Source organism: Caldifermentibacillus hisashii, assembly GCF_039654145.1.
Classification (GTDB): domain Bacteria; phylum Bacillota; class Bacilli; order Bacillales; family Caldibacillaceae; genus Caldifermentibacillus; species Caldifermentibacillus hisashii.
Genome location: NZ_CP155467.1, coordinates 3,882,298 through 3,903,540, shown reverse-complemented (window position 1 = coordinate 3,903,540; position 21,243 = coordinate 3,882,298). Strand labels below are relative to the sequence as shown.

The window sequence follows — 21,243 nt, the reverse complement described above, 5'->3', positions numbered from 1 at the left end:
CGAATTTATCCACTGAAATTAAAACTCACCATTTTTTCTTTTATACTTGTCATAATATTCGTGCAAATACCTTTTTCTATAGTGGAATAAATCCACGATCTTTAATTGTCTGACTGCCTACTGCTTCAGGAGATACAGCATTTTGGCAAAGGCTCTAAAATACATTTCTGATAAGTTTGAAATGAAGTATAACGAGTTAGTGGAAGAGGGAGAAGGTTTTGAAGAAGACCGCGATGAATATATTGCAGAAAATATTTTCTGGGTTCCGAAGAAGTCACGATGGGATTTTATTAAAGACCATGCCAAAGATCCGAAAATCGGTCAATACATTGACGAAGCGATGATCGAAATTGAAAAAGAAAACCCGACACTGCGAGGGGTGTTAGATAAACGTTATGCCCGTCCTGAAATTGATAAACGCCGATTAGGAGAACTGATAGACCTCATTTCAACGATTAAATTGCACAGCAAACAAGAAAAAGACTTACTTGGTCGTGTTTATGAATATTTTTTAGGTAAGTTTGCCAGTGCAGAAGGAAAAGGCGGTGGCGAGTTCTATACGCCACAAAGTGTTGTTAAAACATTGGTTGAAATGATTGAACCGTACGAAGGTCGAATTTATGACCCATGCTGTGGCAGCGGCGGCATGTTTGTTCAAAGTGAAAAGTTTGTTGAACGCCATCAAGGAAAAATTGATAATCTCTCTATTTATGGTCAGGAACTCAATTCAACGACTTGGAAGCTTTGTAAAATGAATCTTGCTATCCGTGGAATTGAGGGGAATATCGGCGATCATCATGCGGATACGTTCCATAATGATTTACATAAAACGCTGAAAGCAGATTTCATCCTTGCTAATCCTCCATTCAATGTGAGTGACTGGGGCGGAAATGAATTAGTTGATGATGTTCGTTGGAAATTCGGTACACCACCAGCGAGCAATGCCAACTATGCATGGTTACAGCATATAATCTATCACCTAGCACCAAATGGCGCTGCTGGTATTGTATTAGCCAATGGTTCGCTAAGTTCCAATACATCGAATGAAGGGGAAATTCGTAAAAACATACTCGAAGCGGATTTAGTCGATGCCATTGTTGCTTTGCCTGACAAATTATTCTATTCAGCAGGAATACCAGTGAGCTTATGGATTTTAAACCGTAATAAGAAAAATAATCCTAAATACCGAAGCCGTGAGCATGAAATTCTATTTATCGATGCACGAAACATGGGTCAAATGGTTGATCGTCGCCTTCGTGAATTAACGGAAGAAGATATTCAAAAAATTGCTGGAACATACCGAAACTGGCGTAAACCAGATGGGAAATATGAAGACATCAAGGGATTCTGTAAATCAGTGACTTTAGAAGATGTCCGTCAAAATGACTATGTATTAACTCCCGGACGCTATGTTGGAATAAGTGATGTCGAGGATGATGGTATACCATTTGAAGAAAAAATGGAAACCCTCACCAGTGAATTAAGAGAACTATTTGAAAAATCCCACCGATTGGAAGAAGAGATTAGAAAAAATCTAGGGGGGATTGGGTATGACCTTTAAATTATCTGAGATAGGATTAGTACCCGTAGATTGGGAAATATCCGAGTTGAAGACAAAAGTTACTATTACTATGGGCCAATCTCCTAAGTCAGATTCATATAATAGTGAATGTATAGGAATGCCCTTTATGCAAGGACGAAAAACTTTTGGAGATAAATATCATAGTATAGATACTTGGTGTACTGATCCCAAAAAGATTGCAAAGAGAAATGATGTTTTAATAAGTGTTCGTGCGCCAGTTGGAGATGTAAACGTAGCTACAACTGATTTATGTATCGGTCGTGGTTTAGCAAGTTTAAGAATGCATAATGGTAATAATGAATTTTTATATTATTTATTAAAAAATTACTCAAAAGAAATTACTAATCGGGAAACAGGTACCGTTTTTGCATCAATCAACAAAAAAGGATTAGAGACTATTAAGTTACCTTTTCCAAGTGATATTGAACAAAAAGCCATAGCAAACATTCTTTCAACCTTAGACGAAAAAATTGAAACCAACAATCAAATCAACGAAAAGCTTGAAGAAATGGCACAGGCTTTGTTTAAACATTGGTTTGTTGACTTTGAGTTTCCGAATGAAAATGGCAAGCCTTACAAATCAAGTGGCGGTGAAATGGTTGAAAGTGAATTGGGAGAAATACCTAAAGGGTGGAAAGTAGATAAGTTATCAAGTATTGCAGAAATAATTATGGGGCAATCTCCAAAAAGTGATACTTATAACACAGATAAAATAGGATTACCATTATTGAATGGTGCTACAGACTTTCAAAATAAAAATTTAAGTCCTAGTAAATATACATCTGATCCTAAAAAAGTAGGAGAAAAAGGTGACTTTGTATTTGGTGTACGAGCAACAATCGGTTTAGTAACAGAGTTGGATGATAGATACGCTATTGGACGTGGTTCGGGAATAGCTAGGGCATTTGATAATATGTATAAAGAATTTTTATATGAAATTCTAAATATTGCATTTAGCAATTTTCAGTATACAGCAAGTGGAAGTGTATATTTAAATGTTTCTAAAAATGATTTAGAGGATTACAAGCTGGTTATTCCTGACATTAATATTCTTAGAAGATATCATAAAATTACAAAATCCATTTTAAATCAAAAAGAAAACTTAAAGAGAGAAAATTCCGTTTTAGAGAAACTTCGAGACACCCTTCTTCCAAAACTAATGTCCGGAGAAATCCGTGTCCCGTTGGATGATGAAGTGTTATCAGAAAAAAATTAAAGAATAAATGTCATATCCCGTTTCGAAAGGGGAGAGGAGAATGAGTTTTTTTGAAAATTTTACGGAAGATAAGCTGGAAGAAGCAGCTATAGAAATTCTTCAGGAACTTGGCTATGACTATGTCTTTGGTCCGGACATTAGTTGTGATGGGGAAAGACCAGAACGAAAAGATTATCGTACCGTTATTTTAGAAGACCGTGTAAAAGATGCTTTGTTTAAACATAATCGCCATTTGCCACAGGAAGCAATAGAAGAAGCATTTCGGCAAATTATAGCTTTTAATAGTCCAAGCTTAGAAGAAAACAACCGTCATTTTCACAAATTAATCACGGAAGGCATTGATGTGTCGTTTCATCAAGATGGTCATAGCCGTTCGATGAAGGCATTCTTGATTGATTTTGAAGAACCAGCTAATAATGATTTTTTGGTAGTGAATCAGTTTACGGTCGTTGAAAAAGAAGAACGCCGCCCGGATTTAGTTATTTTTATAAATGGCATCCCATTCGTCGTTATCGAATTAAAATCAGCATCTGATGAAAATGTGAGTATCGATAATGCCTATGCACAAATTCAAACGTATAAACGTGATATTCCATCTTTATTTTACTACAATGCATTTTGTATTTTATCCGATGGAATTAATGCGAAAGCGGGAACGATTACCGCAAGTCAAGAACGTTTTATGAATTGGCGGACGGTGGATGGGGAAAACATTGAACCACTTGAAGTGCCGCAATATGAAGTGTTGTTAAGAGGGATGCTGGCAAAAGACCGGCTTATTGATATTATTGAAAACTTTATTCTCTTTCAGGAATCCAAAGAAGAAGAACGAGATGAAAATGGGAAGAAAATCGGCGAAAGAAAAACGATTGCCAAAATTCTCGCTGCCTATCACCAATATCTTGCGGTAAAAAAAGCGGTGGAAAAGACAAAAATAGCGACCAGTGAGAATGGAGACCGTAAAATCGGTGTTATATGGCATACACAAGGTTCGGGTAAAAGTTTTTCGATGGTTTTTTATACAGCACAGCTTGTCTAGCAGCTAAATAATCCAACCATTGTGGTGATTACCGACCGCAACGATTTAGATGACCAGCTATTTTCTACGTTTTTAAAATCAAAGGATATCTTAAGACAAACACCGAAACAAGCAGATGTCCGCAAATTGAGTGAGGAACAGAAAAAACAACAAGCCAACGAAAAATCCAAAGAGATAAACGGATTATATGATCTTCTAAATGACCGGGAATCAGGCGGTATTATTTTTACAACGATTCAAAAATTCAAACCAGAAGAAGGCGAAATGCCGGTTTTAACCGATCGTAAAAATGTGATTGTTATTGCGGATGAAGCTCATCGCAGTCAATATGGTTTTTCTGCAAAGACTGACACCAAAACAGGCGAAGTGAAATATGGATATGCAAAATATCTTCGTGATGCACTTCCGAATGCTTCCTTTATCGGTTTTACAGGAACACCGATTGAGCTGGAAGATAAGTCAACGCCCGCTGTTTTCGGTAATTATATTGACATTTATGATATGACAAGAGCTGTGGAAGACAAAGCAACGGTTAAAATTTATTATGAAAACCGTATTATCCGCTTGGAAGCCAATGAAGAAGAATTAGCGAAGATCGATGAAGAATTTGAAGAGATTACCGAAGATCAGGAAGAATCAGTACGTGAAAAATACAAGTCCAAATGGTCGAGGCTCGAAGCCATCGTCGGTTCACCTAACCGCATAAAACAATTGGCAAAAGATATAGTCAATCATTACGAAGAAAAGGCAAAAGCAATTGACGGAAAAGCAATGATTGTTTGCATGAGTCGCCGTATTTGTGTCGCACTTTATAACGAAATTGTCAAATTACGTCCAGATTGGCATTCCGATGATGACGATAAAGGTAAAATTAAAGTCGTCATGACAGGGAGTGCTGGGGATGATGATTTCTTACAGCCGCATATTGGTGGAAAAAAAAGGCGGGATTTATTGGCAAAAAGAATGAAAGATAATAATGATGAACTAAAAATCGTCATTGTACGTGATATGTGGCTGACTGGATTTGACGTACCTTCCATGCATACGATGTATATCGATAAACCGATGAAGGGTCATAACCTCATGCAGGCAATCGCACGGGTAAACCGTGTATTTAAAGATAAATCAGGTGGAGTAGTTGTAGATTATATTGGGATTTTAGAAAGCTTAAAGAAAGCTTTAAATCAATATACCGAAAGTGATAAGAAAACAACGGGTATCGATACATCGGCTGCAATTGCTGTAATGAAAGAGAAACTTGAAATTTTGCAAGATATGATGCATGGGTTTGATTACTCTGCTTATATGGGTTCATCTCAAGCAGGCCGTATTCGAGCCATCACGGGCGGAATGAATGTCATTTTTGGTAAGAGTGAAAAAGAACAAAAAGAATTCAAAAAGACGGCAACCGAGCTAGCGAAGGCGCATTCACTTTGTGCAGCGACAGATGAAGGAAAAGCAGCAGCCCTTGAAGTCAGTTATTTTAAAGCGGTTAAGGCAAGCCTAAATAAACTTCAAGAAAAACAGCCGAAGCGGAAGACGAAAAAAGAAATCGAAGCCCGCGTTAATCAATTACTCGAACGTTCCATTATTTCAGAAGAAGTAGTGGATGTCTTTGAAGTGATGGGATTGAAACATCCTGATGTATCTATATTATCGGAAGAATTTCTCGAAGAAGTACGTTCATATGAGTATAAAAATTTGGCGGTTGAAATGCTAAAAAAATTACTTGAAGGCAACATCAAAACAATGGAAAGACGCAACCTTGTCAAATCCCAAAAATACTCGGAAAAACTGAAACAGTCGCTGAACAAATATAAAAACCAAGCCATTACAAACGCCGAAGTAATCGAAGAACTAATTCAAATGGCAAAGGACATGAAAAAAGAACGAGAAGAAGAAAAAGATCTAGGATTAAATGAAGATGAAATTGCCTTTTACGATGCTTTAACATCTGAGTCTATAGTTAAAGAGTTAATGGAAGATGAAGTCTTACGTAAAATCGCCAATGAACTGACTCAAGCAATTAGACGGAACATGACCATTGACTGGCATGTCCGAAAAAGCGCCCGTGCAGGAATGAGGAGAATTATTAAGCGACTATTGAAGAAGTATGATTATCCACCAGAACAAGCGAAAAAAGCTTTAGACATAGTTATGCGACAAGCAGAGTTAATGGCGGAGCATACTGAAGTAAGAGATTGGAATACGCTGCAGGCTGCGGAGTCTAAAGGTGAATATAGGTTATAAAACATCAAGTGTCATTCATTTCTAGAGACTTTTTTAGAGGTGACTGACGTTTTCTTTTATTATCAAGAAAATTATTATGCTACGTCAAAGAAAGGAGTTACATAATGACTGTTTGGTTATTTCGTGCAGGAAAACAAGGGGAGTTCGAAAACAAATTTTTAGAAGATGGAAGGGTATATCTTACTTGGGATGATTTAAATATTAATCTAAAAGAGATTACTTCCAAAGAGGATTTATATAAACGACTAATCGAACACTATGATTTAGATAAAGAAAAAACAGCGATCAACTGGGCTTCTCAAATTTGGCCAATTGCACATGCAATGGAGCAAGGAGATTTAGTAGTCTTGCCTTCAAAATTTAATCGCACCATACATATAGGGGAAGTTATCGGTGACTATGTATATGATGAGTCACTTGGCAGTCCGTATTATCATTACCGGAATGTAAATTGGATTGCTAAAGATATACCAAGGGATCGATTTGATCAGGATATATTGTATTCATTAGGAGCCTTTATGACGGTCTGTAAAATACACAGAAATAATGCTGAAGAGCGTATTAGAGAAATGCGTAAAAATAATTGGCATGTACCAAAAAATAAAAATGTAAAGGAACTAGTAGAGGAAAATGAAGAAACAGTTTCAATAGATTTAGAAGAATATATATACGATCAAATCTCTGAAAGAATTATACAGCGTTTTAAAGGACATAAGATGGAAATTTTAATTGAAGAAATTTTGAAAGCAAAAGGCTTTACTACTTACAGAAGTCCAGAAGGTGCAGATCACGGTGTGGATATATTAGCAGCTTCAGATACGTTAGGTTTTGGAAATCCAAAAATTTGTGTCCAAGTCAAGACATCTGATACTCCTCTTGATAGACCGACATTAGATCAGTTGATAGGTACAATGAGCAATTATAGTGCAGATTTTGGCTTATTAGTATCGTGGAGTGGCTTTAAATCTTCTGTCACTAAGGAAATTCCTAAGCAATTTTTCAAAGTTCGTCTTTGGGACTCGAAAACTATTATTCAACAAATCTTTGAGAACTACGAAAAGCTTAGTGATGAAATTAAGAAGGAGATTCCTATTAAGAGGGTTTGGATGTTGGACAGTGAAGTAGAATAACTCCTCTCTATATACTTTGATATTCAGAGGATAAATATGTAGAGTGATTTTGAGGGATGTTGCCGGGATAAAATGTAAATAGTTTGGAGTGAATAAGTTGATAGAGAAAATAAGATTACATAATTTTAAGGGATTTAAAGAACAGGTAATACCTTTTAACAAAGGTAGAAATATTTTGATTGGAGAAAATGGAGTTGGGAAATCTTCAGTTTTATTAGCTATTTCCTGTGTTTTAAGTGGCAGTTATTCTGCTATAGAAAAAATAGGATTACATAATCTTTTTAATATAGATGCAATTAATGAATTTATGAATGGTGATAAAAAATATGATAAGTTACCAGTGGTTGAAGTTGAATTATTTATAACGGATGAAGTAATAAATCATGAAATTAACGGGAAGAAGAATTCCACTAATCTAGAAAAGAACGGCCTAAGATTACTTATAAGTCCGAATGAAGAGTATTCAGATTTAATAATAGAATCACTAGAAAGTACAAATATATTCCCTTTTGAATATTATAATGTTGAATTTCGAACTTTTTCAGACCGAGCATATAGTAGTTATAAGAGATATCCAGACCACATAAAGTACTCTTATCTGGATAGTTCAAAAGTAAATTCTAGTTATGCTATGAAAGATTATATTAAACGTATATACGAAAGTAAGACGGATCGAACGTTAAGACAAAGAATCAATAACAGATATAGAGATATTACCCATCAATTTTCAGATAATTTGTACTCAGAGTTTAACTTAGATGCCACAGATGATATAAAAATTAAATTAAACACCGAAAATGAAGATAGTTTTCAAGAAAATATTACAGTTGAAAAATCAGGTATTATAATCCAAAATCTGGGTCAGGGGGAAAAGATGTTTATTAATACCGAATTTTTGCTTTCAAACGCCAGAGATAATTCTGAGATTATCCTTATTGAAGAACCGGAAAATCATTTAAGTCATCTAAATATGCATAAACTTATTGATAAAGTAATCACAGCAGGTGATGAAAAACAAACATTTATAGCTACACATAGTAATATGATTGCCTCTAGATTAGATTTAAAGAATGCAATATTTTTTAGCGAAAATCGCATTATGAATTTAAATGAATTAAAAATAGAAACTGCAAAATTTTTCAAAAAGGCACCAGATAATAACGTTTTAAACTTCATTCTTTCCAAGAAGGCTATTTTAGTAGAAGGAGACGCAGAGTATATTCTATTAAATGAATTCTATAATTACCTGACTGGTGATGAGCCGTATAATAATAATGTATCTATTATATCTTGTGGAGGTAAGACTTTTAAAAGGTATCTGGAAATAGCAAAACTGTTGAATAAAAAGGTAGTTGTTATCACAGATAATGACCATGATTATGAAAATAATATAACTAAAACCTATTCGGACTTTAGATCGGATAATGTAGAGATTTTTGCTGATAAAGATAACTTAAATCATACTTTTGAAGTAAGTTTATATAAATATAACGGTTCGTTTATAGATAGTTATTTAGCGAATGCATCCATGACTAACGGAGTTCAAAGTTATATGCTAAATAATAAGGCTGAGTCTGCCTTCAGACTATTATGCTTATTCACTGATGAAAACCCTGATACAAATTTGGAAAAATTCAAAATACCACCATATATTGAGGAAGCGATTCAATGGATAACCGGTTAAATAATAAAACAGTAATTAATGCGGTTGCGGGGTCTGGTAAAACAAGCTATATAATTGATCAATTATCATCAGATGGTAAAAAAAGTTTAATACTAACATATACAACAGCAAATCAGGAAAATTTAAAAGAGAAGATAATTAACAAATTTGGATATCTACCCTCGAATATTTTCATATATGGATATTTTGAGTTTTTATTGAAGTTCATTATTAAACCATTATGTCCTTATCCAATTAGAGATATATCCTATGAGATACCGCATTTTAGAAATACTAGTCCTTTTACTAGGAATAAAAATAAGATATTCCATAATAGAATGGCAAAATATATACTAGAAAATTTATTAAGTTTCAAACAAAGAATGGATAGGTATTTTGATGAAGTTTTTATTGATGAAATGCAAGACTTAGCCTCGGACGATTTTAAATGGATGCTCTCCTTGAAAGATTTAGAAATACCAGTAACGCTAGTTGGTGACTTTTTCCAATCAACTTTTGCTTCAAGTAGACGAGGAAATCATTTGGGAAATCTATATAATAATTTCTCAACCTATAAGGAAATAATTGAAGAAGCAGGATACTACTTTGATACAACAACATTAGTAAAAAGTCATAGATGCACCTCAACTGTCTGTAATTTTATAAAAGATAATTTAGGAATAAATATAGAATCAGCAAATGACACTACATCAGAAATAACGTATATCGCTGATGCTGAGAAAATAAAGAAAATACTTGAAAATAATAATATCAAGAAGCTATTTTATCAAAAATCAGTTAAATTTAATGTAAATGGTGAAAACTGGGGGAATTCTAAAGGGATGACTTATGAGAATGTCTGCGTAATTTTAAATGATACTACATTTAAAAAATATGTAAATAATCAATTAGGCGAATTGGCCCCTCAGACACTACGAAAATTTTATGTAGCCTGTACTAGAAGTAGTGGGGATATATATTTTATTAAAGAAAAAGATATTCCTGTCGACTATAGAAAATAAATTAGATAAACATTATATTTGATTTAAGAAAAGCATTAGGAGCGATCTCCCCTAATGCTATTTTTTTGCCCCTCAAATAACCACGGTGAACCGTACCATAAGTAATTGAGTTTAAACCTTATGTAAGGTCGTCCTAAGCAATATCCCCTGCTAATCATTTGGGTTTATAATAGAATATATACAAAAAATTCACGAGAATAAAGGATATTGCTGATTCTAAGCCCACATTGATTTTATAATAAAACTAATGAACAGGGGTTGTTAAAGTGGAGTATGTTGTTAATCAAGAATGGTTGCTCGAACAATTAGCCAATAAAGATGTTAAAATTGTAGACTGCCGTTTTTCATTAAGCAAGCCGGATGAGGGAGAACGTCTATATAAGGCGGGCCATATTCCGGGTGCAAACTTTTTCGATTTGGAAAAACAATTATCTGCACCTGTTTCTAAACATGGAGGGAGGCACCCGCTTCCGGATATTGAAAAGTTTCGACGTGAAATAGAGAAAGCGGGAATTGAGAATACGAAAACGGTCGTCGCCTATGATGGAGGAGAGGGGGCGTTCGCATCCCGGTTTTGGTGGCTGCTTACATATATTGGACACGACAAAGTTTACGTGTTAAATGGTGGTTTTAAAAGTTGGGTTGAAGCGGGTTACCCGACAACAAAAGAAGTACCAAAGCCGGAACCCGCTAACTTTAAAGTAAGTATTCGAAAAGAGATGCTGGCAACTTATGAAGAGATTAAGGAAATTGTCGCCAATAAGAAAAAGTCGCCAATTTTAATTGATTCAAGAGAAAAAGCACGCTATTTGGGAAAAGAGGAACCAATTGATAAAATTCCCGGACATATCCCGGGGGCCATTCATAAATTTTGGGCAGAAGGGTTGGAAAATGGTTTCTTCAAAGGAAGCGAAGAACAGAAAAAAAGATTTGCCGAGTTGGATCAAAAGGAACCAATTATTGTCTATTGCGGATCAGGTGTCACGGCCACGCCCAATTATATAGCTCTAAAAATGGCAGGCTATCAAAATGTAAAACTATACGCAGGAAGTTACAGTGACTGGGTTTCATATAGCGACAATCCGGTGGAAAAGGGATAATTCACCCCAATACTTTTCTACGTAAACAGTCACTCGTTCATTGTATAATCATTTTCTTTAGGGATATTTATCTTAACCCTTGGAAAAGTCACATTAGATTTTTTCCGAGCGTTTTTTAAGGTAACGGAGGAAAGAAAGCAACAGTAGGATAAGAATCTCAAAGATTTATAAAGTCGGTGATAGAACGACAACAAGCCTAAGAAAATGAATATTATTTTGTTCAAAAAATCACAAATCAAATATTTGCATAATTTCCACATTTGGTGTAAATTGTAACTATCTTAGAATAGTAAAATAATGTTTTAATCACTGAAAGATTCTGGTAGACTAGAATTAGGTTATAATTGATTCGGGAAAGGTGTGTAGTCGGACTGTTTTCCGTCTTTTTTCGGAATGAAACCGCCTGCAGCTTTTCCAAGAATTCAAAAGGGGATAAGGTGGGGAAAATGAGTAATAGACAAACAAAAACAGATGTCATCTTAATTGGCGCCGGAATTATGAGTGCCACGCTCGGTTCGTTGTTAAAGGAATTGATACCGGAGTGGGAAATTACAGTGTTTGAAAAGCTCGAAAAACCCGGAGAGGAAAGTTCCAATGAATGGAATAATGCGGGGACGGGTCATTCTGCACTGTGCGAGCTCAACTACACCGTCGAAAAACCGGACGGATCCATAGATATTAGCAAAGCAATAAAAGTGAATGAACAGTTTCAAGTATCAAAACAATTTTGGTCTTATCTTGTAAAAAGTAATTTGATTCGTAATCCACAGGACTTTATCATGCCATTACCCCATATGAGTTTTGTCGAAGGGGAAAAGAACGTAGAATTTTTAAGAAAACGCTTTAATGCATTAGCTGATAACCCGCTGTTCCAAGGGATGGAATTTTCGGATGATCCGGAAAAACTGAAAGAATGGATTCCGGTGATGATGGAAGGCCGTAAACTAAATGAACCGATTGCGGCTACAAAAATGGATTCCGGAACAGATGTCAACTTTGGTGCATTAACTCGAATGTTGTTTGAACACTTAAAAGAGGAAAACGTCGAGATTAACTATAAACATTATGTGAAAGATATTAAACGGACAAGTGAAGGATTGTGGGAAGTAAAAGTACATGATATTGACGCCGGTCAAAATAAGTCTTATATAGCAAAATTTATTTTTATCGGTGCCGGTGGCGGTTCTTTGCCGTTATTGCAAAAAACGGGAATTCCTGAATCAAAACATATTGGCGGTTTCCCGGTCAGTGGATTATTTATGGTTTGCAAAAATGAAGAACTTATCGAAAAACATCATGCAAAAGTTTACGGTAAAGCAAAAGTTGGCGCTCCGCCGATGTCCGTGCCACATCTTGATACCCGGTATATTAATAATAAAAAGACTTTGTTGTTTGGACCGTTTGCCGGTTTCTCACCGAAATTTTTAAAAACCGGTTCAAACTTTGATTTAATTAGCTCCGTAAAACCAAATAATGTGCTTACGATGTTGGCTGCCGGTGTAAAAGAAATATCGCTAACAAAATACTTAATTCAACAACTTATGTTATCAAATGAACAACGGTTAGAGGAGTTACGTGAGTTTATTCCGAACGCCAAACTTGAGGATTGGGATATGGTCGTAGCAGGTCAACGTGTACAAGTAATTAAAGATACGGAGACCGGTGGGAAAGGAACACTTCAATTCGGTACGGAAGTTGTAAATAGCAGTGATGGCTCGATTGCCGCTTTACTTGGTGCTTCACCCGGCGCTTCAACAGCCGTACATGTTATGCTTGAAGTATTGGACAGATGTTTCCCGCAATATATGCCGAAATGGGAATCAAAAATTAAAGAAATGATTCCTTCCTATGGTGTATCTTTAGCTAAAAACCCGGACCTTCTTCAAGAAATTCATTCCTCTACAGCAAAGACGCTTGGCCTAGAGGAAGAAATACCGACAAATACGGATGACAAAACTCGTCAGTTACAGGAAGTATAAATTGCCGATTTGGCAATTGTACTTCCTTTTCCTATTATTAAACGCCTCCATTGTTACACGATTATTCATCACATAACCTAAAACCGTTTATTGGAAGTGAACTTATGAAGTATGGGGAAATAGTCCATGGTAAACTGCATCGGCGGGTGAATAGATTTATTGCCGAAGTTTTCATTCATGGAAAAAAAGAAGCGGCTCATATTAAAAATACCGGCCGTTTAACAGAGTTGCTACAACCGGATGCTGACGTGCGGTTAGAAGTGAGTGATAATCCAAACAGGAAAACAAAATATTCTCTCATTGCTGTTTGTAAAAATGATGTTTGGGTAAATATTGATTCACAAGCGCCCAATACCGTTGTTTTTGAGGCAATTACAACGGGAAAGGTGAAAGAACTCGGAATGGTAAACACGATGAAAAGGGAAGTTCCGTTTGGCGATTCCCGGTTCGATCTTTATTTTGAAAAGGGAAATGAAAGCGGCTTTATTGAAGTAAAAGGTGTCACATTGGAAAAGAACGGGTTGGCACTATTTCCGGATGCACCGACGTTACGAGGGACAAAACATATATTGGAGATGGTAAAAGCCGTACAAAAGGGATACAGCGGAACTATCTTGTTTGTCGTACAAATGAAAGGTTGCTCCACTTTTACTCCTAATAAAGAAATGGATAAAACTTTTACAGAAGCTTTATTAAAAGCAGTGGAACAAGGTGTGCAAATTTTAGCATATGACGTAATTGTAAAAGTCGATGAACTCGTTTTAGGCGATCCGCTTCCTGTTGTATTATCATAAAAAGGGTATATTACCAATTGTAAATGAATAACATTACGAAGTCAGACACCAAAAACACATAGAAAGAATAAAAATATAAAAAACCGTTATACTACAGAATAAGCAGTATAACGGTTTTTTGCGTAGTTTTTTTGGTTTCCGGGTTAGTTTCGGATTAAATAATCAAATGCTCCCAAGGCCGCCGATGCACCGGATCCCATGGAAATGATAATTTGTTTATATGGACTATCACTACAGTCGCCGGCAGCAAAGACACCCGGGATATTGGTTGCACCACGCTTATCAACAATAATTTCACCCATGCGATTTCGTTCAACCGTACCTTCTAACCAATCGGTGTTGGGAACAAGACCGATTTGAACAAAGACACCGGCTAGCTCAATATGGTGTTCTTCTCCGGTTGTCCGGTCAATATAAGTTAGCCCGTTTACTTTATCAGTTCCGGTGATTTCTTTCGTTTGGGCGTTTGTAATCACTGTCACATTTGATAAACTGTGAAGACGATCTTGAAGTACTTGGTCGGCTTTTAATTCCGGCATAAATTCAATAACGGTCACATGTTTAACAACTCCTGCGAGATCAATTGCCGCTTCAATCCCGGAATTTCCACCACCGATGACCGCAACATGTTTTCCGGCAAACAACGGACCGTCACAATGCGGGCAATAGGCAACACCTTTTGTCTTGAATTCTTCTTCACCCGGTACGCCTATATTGCGCCAACGTGCACCGGTTGAAAGAATGACTGTCTTACTTTTTAAAACTGCGCCGTTTTCCAATTCAATATGGACAAGGTTATCTTTCTTTTCTAAACGTTTTGCCCGTTGCAAGTTCATTATATCAATATTGTATTCTTTTACATGCTCTTCTAAACTGGCAGCAAGTTGCGGACCCTCAGTGTATTTTACGCTGATAAAGTTTTCAATGCCCTTGGTATCCATGATTTGACCGCCGAATCGTTCTGCCACAACTCCGGTACGAATTCCTTTCCTTGCAGCGTAAATAGCGGCACTCGCACCGGCAGGACCACCGCCGACAACGAGAACGTCAAACGGATCTTTATTCATAAACTCAGATGGGTCCGATGTTTTCCCAAGTTTGACCAGAATTTCTTCGAGTGACATCCGGCCGCTGCCAAATTCCTCGCCGTTTAAGAAAACAGTCGGTACCGCCATAATGTTTTTACTTTCGGCTTCTTCTTTGTAAGCCGCACCGTCAATCATTGTATGTGTAATATTCGGGTTAAGGACACTCATGATGTTTAGAGCCTGAACAACTTCAGGACAATTATGACAAGTTAAGCTGACGAATGTTTCAAAATGATATTCACCGGTTAAGCTTTTAACTTGGTCGATCAGTTTTTGTTCAACTTTTGGCGGTCGACCGCTTACCTGTAATAGCGCAAGCACAAGTGAAGTAAATTCATGGCCTAAAGGAATACCGGCAAAAACAACTCCGGTATCTTCTCCCACACGATTCACACTAAAGCTTGGTGTTCTTTGTAAAGTAGTATGTTCAATTTTAATTTTCGGTGACATCGTAGCCAGCTCGTCAACAAGAGCCAGCATGTCACCTGATACTTTATCAGAACCCGCACTTACTTTAATGATGATATCGCTCTCCATTAACTGAAGATATTGATTTAATTGTGCTTTAATATCCGCATCTAGTATCATTTATAAGCACTCCTTAAATTTTTCCGACAAGGTCAAGACTCGGTTTCAGCGTTTCTCCAGTTTCTTTCCATTTTGCCGGACAAACTTCACCAGGATGTGTGCGAACATATTGAGCTGCTTTAATTTTGTCAACTAGGCTGGCTGCATCACGTCCAATACCGTCTGCATTAATTTCAACTGCTTGAATGACACCATCCGGATCGATAATGAATGTTCCACGATCTGCAAGACCTTCTTCTTCCCTTAGGACATCAAACATTTCGATAAGTTTATGGGAAGGGTCCCCAATCATCGTATATTCAATTTTACTAATGGCATCGGAATGGTCATGCCAAGCTTTATGAGTAAAATGTGTATCGGCTGAACAGGAATAAACTTCAACGCCAAGATCTTTGAAAGTCGCATAATGTTCTTGGAGGTCTTCGAGTTCAGTCGGGCAAACAAATGTAAAATCTGCCGGATAGAAACATAAAATGCTCCAATGTCCTTTGAAATCTTCTTCCGTTACTTCTACAAATTCGCCGTTTTTGTATGCTTGTAATTTAAATGGTAATACTTGCTTTCCTACTAATGACATAATAAATACCTCCTATGTATTATTGAGAATATTTTAGAATTCTGTAAAAATATGGGAAAATTTTGTGAAGCACATAACAAATTTCTTTTACAATAATTATTATATAATAGTAAATATATTTGTCAAACAAAAGGCCCGGGTAGTACAATTTCCCTGTATTATTAAGTTTGTACAAATTTGAAAAAAGTTATAACTTGAAAATTTCTCATCATCATTATTGTATAATAAAAAAATTATATTGTTAAATAACATGAATTAACATTACAATGACTGTTTTAAATAAAATTACCATACATATATGAGGATTGATGGCTGAAGGAAAATTATAGCCCGCGAATAAAAGGAAAACTTCAATCAGTAGAGATTCTCAGTGGCTGTTATTACACAAATTTGCCTCTCTTCCTTCTTACTTCAAGCAGACGTTAAGCACATGAAAAAAGAGGCTTTCTAAAAGGAAGTGCCCCATTACTTCCGGAAAGCCTCTTGCAAATTTATGATAACCTCATCTTAAAATCTTCGTATCCGAATTGGCGGATGATTTCACAATCGCCGTCCTTCTTTTTAACCGCAATAGTCGGGAGTGGCATACCGTTAAAAGTGGTATTTTTCACCATTGTGTAGATGGCCATGTCACCGAAAATCAGGCGATCGCCGGGTTTTAATGGTTGATCAAACGAGTAATCACCAATGATGTCACCGGCAAGGCAAGTAGGTCCGCCAAGTCGGTACGTATATGGCTTTTCACCCGGCTCACCAGACTCGAACAACGGTGGACGATAAGGCATTTCTAATACATCCGGCATGTGGCAAGTAGCCGATGTATCAAGAATGGCAATATCGATTCCGTTTTTGATTGTATCAAGGACAGTTGTTACTAAATACCCGGCGTTAAGTGCTACAGCCTCCCCCGGCTCAAGATAGACTTCCAAACCGTACGTATCTTGCATCCTCTTAATACATTTTTCAAGTAACGGGATATCATAATCTTCTCTTGTAATATGATGTCCACCGCCAAAGTTAATCCATTCCATTTGGGGCAACCACTGGCCAAAATTTTCTTCAACCGCATGTAATGTCGTTTCCAGATCATCAGCGTTTTGTTGGCAGAGGGTGTGAAAATGAAGCCCGGAAACACCTTTCAACAATTCAGAGCGAAACTGGTCGACTGTTACCCCTAAGCGGGATCCGGGTGAACATGGATCATAGATGGCATGCCCATCTTGTGTGGAACATTCCGGATTAATGCGCAACCCAACTTTTTTACCGGCCTTCAAAACTTTATCTTTAAACTTCTCCAGCTGTGAAAAAGAATTAAAAATAATATGGTCGCAAATCAAAACAATTTCATCCATTTCATCATCACGGTAGGCCGGGGAAAAGACATGATTTTCTTTTCCCATTTCCTCATATCCGAGCCGGGCTTCATATAGGCCGCTTGCCGTTGTTCCGTTCAAGTACTTGGCGAGGAGCGGATACAATTTAAACATAGAGAATGCTTTTTGCGCCAAAACAATTTTAGCACCTGTCCGCTCCATTACCCCGTTTAAGATTTTTAAGTTGTTTTCCAAAAGCTTTTCATCAACGACATAACAAGGAGTTGGTAATTCTTCAAATCTCATCAGTCCACTAACTCCGGATCAAAACTTTCTTTCCACGGGAGTCCCCATTTGTTTAATGCATCCATGAACGGATCCGGATCTAATTCTTCTAAGTTCCAAACGCCCGGTTTTTTCCAATATCCGTTCAATACCATCATGGCACCTATCATGGCCGGTACCCCTGTGGTATAGGATACGGCTTGGGAACCGACTTCACGATAACATTCTTCATGGTCACAGACATTATATAGATAGTAGGTTTTTTCTTTTCCATCTTTTTTGCCGCGGAAAATACAGCCGATATTTGTTTTTCCTTTTGTCCTTGGTCCGAGAGATGCCGGATCCGGTAAAACGGCTTTTAAAAATTGAAGCGGCACTATTTGTTTTCCTTCAAATTCAATCGGCTCAATGGAAGTCATGCCGACATTTTCAAGCACTTTAAGATGAGTGAGGTAACTTTGTCCGAACGTCATAAAGAAGCGAATCCGTTTAAGTCCGGGTACGTTTTTGGCTAGTGATTCAAGCTCTTCGTGATACAGTAAATACATATCTTTTTCGCCGATTTCCGGGAAGTCATAAACCCGCTTAATTTCCATCGGTTTTGTTTCTACCCAGTTGCCGTTTTCCCAGTAACGCCCGTTAGCAGAAACTTCCCGAATATTAATTTCCGGGTTAAAGTTTGTTGCAAATGGATAACCGTGATCGCCGGCATTACAGTCAAGAATATCGATATACTCGATTTCATCAAAGTGGTGTTTCAAAGCATAGGCAGTAAAGACACTTGTTACACCCGGATCAAAGCCGCTTCCTAACAAGCCGGTAATTCCCGCTTCTTCAAACCGTTCACGATAAGCCCATTGCCAGCTATATTCAAATTTTGCCGTATCTTCCGGTTCATAGTTAGCTGTGTCCAAATAATGAGTTTTTGTTGCCAGACAAGCATCCATAATTGCTAAATCTTGATATGGAAGTGCTAAATTTACGACAATGTCCGGTTTAACTTGTTTAATTAAAGTAATGAGCTCGTCTACATTGTTAGCATCCACTTGGGCTGTCGTAATTTTTGTCTTCCCGCCGTCTAATTTTTCTTTTAACGCATCACATTTAGCTTTTGTCCGGCTGGCAATGCAAATTTCTTCAAATACATCACTGTTTTGAACCATTTTATGAATGGCAACAGATGCAACGCCACCTGCACCGATAACAAGCGCTTTTCCCATTTTCATTTCTCCTTACTGATTGGATTTTGTTTATAAAATAATAAAAAAGCAAGTGTAAACCGCGGCGCCGCGCACAACACTTGCTTGAAGATTAAAGTCAATATTAAAGAATCATCCAAATAAAAATACAATTAAGATTTACCATCTACTTCTCATAAGGCCGGTCGTTTGGAAGTTCTCTAATATTCAAAATTCCTTCATAAGATCAGAGTCTATATAGCAAATAATTACTTTTACCACTCTTATTGATCGTTTCACAAGTTGATGTGCACCTGCACCGGTTGTAAAGTAACCAACTTATAAAATTTGAGCTTTAAACTCAATCAATAAGGCAACCGAAGCTACCAATCGGCATTTGACCCGGCTGTCCGTGGCCTTAACTCCCCTATCAGGAAGTGGTCAAAAATTATCTGCTTGGAAAGACTCACTATTTTGAATATTAGCTTTCCAAAAATATTGCTCTTTCATATTATCAACATATCCGAAAAATATCAAGATAAAATTATTTTTTTGAATTACTCTTTATAGCCTTATGAATCGAATATTTATTATAAAAATGAAATCTATTCTTTGAAAATTTAGGAACTCACAAATTCTATAAAAAGCTCATCTATTAGAACCCACACAGCCCTGAAGAGTAAAAATTCTTCGAGATAATTCCACCCAAACTTTGCCAAATATGTGATAATAAGGGTATGTAAAAAACCTAATATATTGGCATTTGGGGGGAACTTTTTATGGTAACGAGGAAAGAAAAGCGAGAAATGGAAAAAGAGGTAAATTATTTATTCGAGTTGCTAAAAACACAAAATCACTTTTTTAAAAATTTAAACAAACTGCTCAAAACTATTGATGATCCAAGGCACCAAAGCTATATCACCTATGACACGGAAGTCCTTTTGATGATGGTTATTTTGAAAAATGCATGCAACTTAAAAAGTATGCGTGAAATGACAAATGAATTCAACAAGGAAGAGTGCATCAAAAATGTGGGAAAATGGTTGGGGAATGAAGATTTGGAAGAACTGCCCCATTATGACACAATCAATGATTTTTTGGCACGAGTGAACCCGGCAGAACTTGAAAGGATCCGAATCGATATGATCAAGAAATTATTCAAAAAGAGGTGTTTTGAATCCTATCGTATCAATGGGAAATACTGGGGTATTGCCATAGATGGGACCGGTATTTTTACTTTTGACAAAAAACATTGTGAACACTGCCTGAAACGGGAGCGCAAATACATAGACAAGGAAACGGGTGAAGAAAAAACAAAGACCATCTACATGCATCATGTCTTGGAAGCCAGTTAATTGTGGGAAATATGGTACTAAGTGTGGCCTCCGAGTTTATTGAAAATGAATCAGAGGACGTAAAAAAACAAGATTGTGAGTTGAAAGCTTTTTATCGACTGACTGCTAGACTGAAAGACACCTTTAAAAAACTGCCTATCTGTCTGATTGCCGATAGTCTTTATGCCTGTGAAAATGTATTGAAACAATGCAAGGCGAATAATTGGAACTACTTATTCCGTTTTTAGGAAGATCGTATCAAAAGCATCGCCGATGAGTTTGAAGCGTTAAAAAATATGGAAGAGGAGGAAGGCAAGAAAGCCAATGTGGTAAAGATACGTGAAAGCGAACAGCGAGGGGAAATCACCTGGGTGAACGATATTGATTACAGAGGCTTTGGGGTGAATGTTTTCGAATGCGAAGTAGAAGATGAAAAAAGAAAACAAAAATTTACCTTTATCACAGATATAAAAATCACAAAAAACAATGCAAAGAAACTGATGAACGCTGGCAGAAGCCGCTGGAGAATAGAGAATGAGGGGTTTAACAGACAAAAAAACCTGCGCTACCACATTGAACACGCAAGCAGCCAAGATTACAATGCCATGAAAAATCACTACCTATTAACCCAAATTACAGAGATTATCATGGTGTTACATGAGCATGGGTCAAAAATATTGAGAAGCATGAAGAAAACGATAAAAGAAATATCCTCGCGATTGTTAGAAGCCTTTCGCGGGCAAACACTAACAGACGAGGATATCGCACAACTGGGAAAACCTATGCAAATTAGGTTTACCTAGCGATTTAATTGTACCAAAGGATGTGATGTTTGGCAAAGAAAAAAAAGTTATCCACAACAAAAAAATAAGCAAAAATAAGTTATCCACATTTTTTAAAAAATAAGCAAAATTGGTTCTTTTTGACCCTTTTTGTAAATAAATTTAACTGGAAAATTTTACCAACTGTGGATAAGTCGTAATTGCATAATACTACCGAAAATTGATAAATTTACTCCTCATAGCTGGAACCCACAAGAAAGCGTTGACAAATCATGAAAATTCGTGGTAGCATAGAATTATTAATTTATGAATGAATCCCATGA

The 21,243-nt window shown here is 36.7% G+C and carries 15 protein-coding genes and 1 pseudogene; 12 read left to right on the top strand and 4 right to left on the bottom strand.

Annotation, left to right across the window (positions count from 1 at the left end; genetic code table 11):
• The first annotated feature begins 142 nt into the window (after positions 1-142).
• The 9 genes and pseudogenes from NSQ14_RS18585 (at position 143) to sfsA (ending at position 13,775) form a co-directional block, all read left to right on the top strand.
• Complete coding sequence (locus NSQ14_RS18585) at positions 143-1,561, top strand: class I SAM-dependent DNA methyltransferase (protein WP_346216710.1); 1,419 nt, start codon at positions 143-145, stop codon at positions 1,559-1,561.
• Positions 1,551-2,798 (top strand): restriction endonuclease subunit S, encoded by a 1,248-nt coding sequence (locus NSQ14_RS18580; protein WP_346216708.1) that lies wholly within the window; start codon positions 1,551-1,553, stop codon positions 2,796-2,798. Before NSQ14_RS18585 ends, NSQ14_RS18580 begins: the two co-directional genes overlap by 11 nt.
• Before the next feature lie 40 nt (positions 2,799-2,838).
• Positions 2,839-6,087: pseudogene (locus tag NSQ14_RS18575) on the top strand (type I restriction endonuclease subunit R).
• A 104-nt stretch (positions 6,088-6,191) separates the two neighbouring features.
• Positions 6,192-7,217, top strand: a complete 1,026-nt coding sequence (locus NSQ14_RS18570) for a restriction endonuclease (protein WP_041903714.1) — start codon at positions 6,192-6,194, stop codon at positions 7,215-7,217.
• 97 nt (positions 7,218-7,314) lie between these two features.
• Positions 7,315-8,901 carry an ATP-dependent nuclease gene (locus NSQ14_RS18565; protein WP_251241786.1) on the top strand — a complete coding sequence of 529 codons (1,587 nt, stop codon included), beginning with the start codon at positions 7,315-7,317 and terminating at the stop codon, positions 8,899-8,901.
• Positions 8,886-9,902 carry a hypothetical protein gene (locus NSQ14_RS18560; RefSeq protein WP_040036768.1) on the top strand — a complete coding sequence of 339 codons (1,017 nt, stop codon included), beginning with the start codon at positions 8,886-8,888 and terminating at the stop codon, positions 9,900-9,902. Before NSQ14_RS18565 ends, NSQ14_RS18560 begins: the two co-directional genes overlap by 16 nt.
• Positions 9,903-10,168: 266 nt before the next feature.
• The gene (locus tag NSQ14_RS18555; protein ID WP_346216706.1) at positions 10,169-11,002 is read left to right on the top strand and encodes a sulfurtransferase; all 834 of its coding nucleotides are present in this window, start codon (positions 10,169-10,171) and stop codon (positions 11,000-11,002) included.
• A gap of 446 nt (positions 11,003-11,448) precedes the next feature.
• On the top strand, positions 11,449-12,981 hold the full coding sequence (locus NSQ14_RS18550; RefSeq protein ID WP_346216704.1) for a malate:quinone oxidoreductase: 1,533 nt from the start codon (positions 11,449-11,451) through the stop codon (positions 12,979-12,981).
• A gap of 104 nt (positions 12,982-13,085) precedes the next feature.
• Positions 13,086-13,775, top strand: coding sequence for a DNA/RNA nuclease SfsA (sfsA, locus tag NSQ14_RS18545; RefSeq protein WP_346216703.1), 690 nt, complete (start codon positions 13,086-13,088; stop codon positions 13,773-13,775).
• A gap of 143 nt (positions 13,776-13,918) precedes the next feature.
• Here sfsA and ahpF read toward each other — a convergent pair whose 3' ends face one another.
• The 4 genes from ahpF to NSQ14_RS18525 all read right to left on the bottom strand — a co-directional run bounded on the left by ahpF (position 13,919) and on the right by NSQ14_RS18525 (position 18,846).
• The gene (gene ahpF, locus NSQ14_RS18540; RefSeq protein WP_346216701.1) at positions 13,919-15,451 is read right to left on the bottom strand and encodes an alkyl hydroperoxide reductase subunit F; all 1,533 of its coding nucleotides are present in this window, start codon (positions 15,449-15,451) and stop codon (positions 13,919-13,921) included.
• A gap of 13 nt (positions 15,452-15,464) precedes the next feature.
• On the bottom strand, positions 15,465-16,028 hold the full coding sequence (gene ahpC / locus NSQ14_RS18535) for an alkyl hydroperoxide reductase subunit C (RefSeq protein WP_034773514.1): 564 nt from the start codon (positions 16,026-16,028) through the stop codon (positions 15,465-15,467).
• A gap of 491 nt (positions 16,029-16,519) precedes the next feature.
• Entirely contained in the window at positions 16,520-17,647 is a 1,128-nt protein-coding gene (gene nspC / locus NSQ14_RS18530; RefSeq protein ID WP_346216700.1) for a carboxynorspermidine decarboxylase, read from the bottom strand.
• Positions 17,647-18,846, bottom strand: a complete 1,200-nt coding sequence (locus NSQ14_RS18525) for a saccharopine dehydrogenase family protein (RefSeq protein ID WP_034773509.1) — start codon at positions 18,844-18,846, stop codon at positions 17,647-17,649. The genes nspC and NSQ14_RS18525 overlap by 1 nt, the downstream gene beginning before the upstream one ends.
• A 737-nt stretch (positions 18,847-19,583) precedes the next feature.
• On the opposite strand from NSQ14_RS18525, the gene NSQ14_RS18520 reads away from it, so the two are divergent.
• The 3 genes from NSQ14_RS18520 to NSQ14_RS18510 are packed head-to-tail and all read left to right on the top strand — an operon-like array spanning position 19,584 to position 20,941.
• On the top strand, positions 19,584-20,159 hold the full coding sequence (locus tag NSQ14_RS18520; protein WP_346216699.1) for a transposase family protein: 576 nt from the start codon (positions 19,584-19,586) through the stop codon (positions 20,157-20,159).
• A gap of 2 nt (positions 20,160-20,161) precedes the next feature.
• Positions 20,162-20,386 carry a hypothetical protein gene (locus NSQ14_RS18515; protein ID WP_346216697.1) on the top strand — a complete coding sequence of 75 codons (225 nt, stop codon included), beginning with the start codon at positions 20,162-20,164 and terminating at the stop codon, positions 20,384-20,386.
• Between the two features lie 48 nt (positions 20,387-20,434).
• The gene (locus NSQ14_RS18510) at positions 20,435-20,941 is read left to right on the top strand and encodes a hypothetical protein (RefSeq protein WP_346216695.1); all 507 of its coding nucleotides are present in this window, start codon (positions 20,435-20,437) and stop codon (positions 20,939-20,941) included.
• The last annotated feature ends 302 nt before the right edge of the window (positions 20,942-21,243 follow it).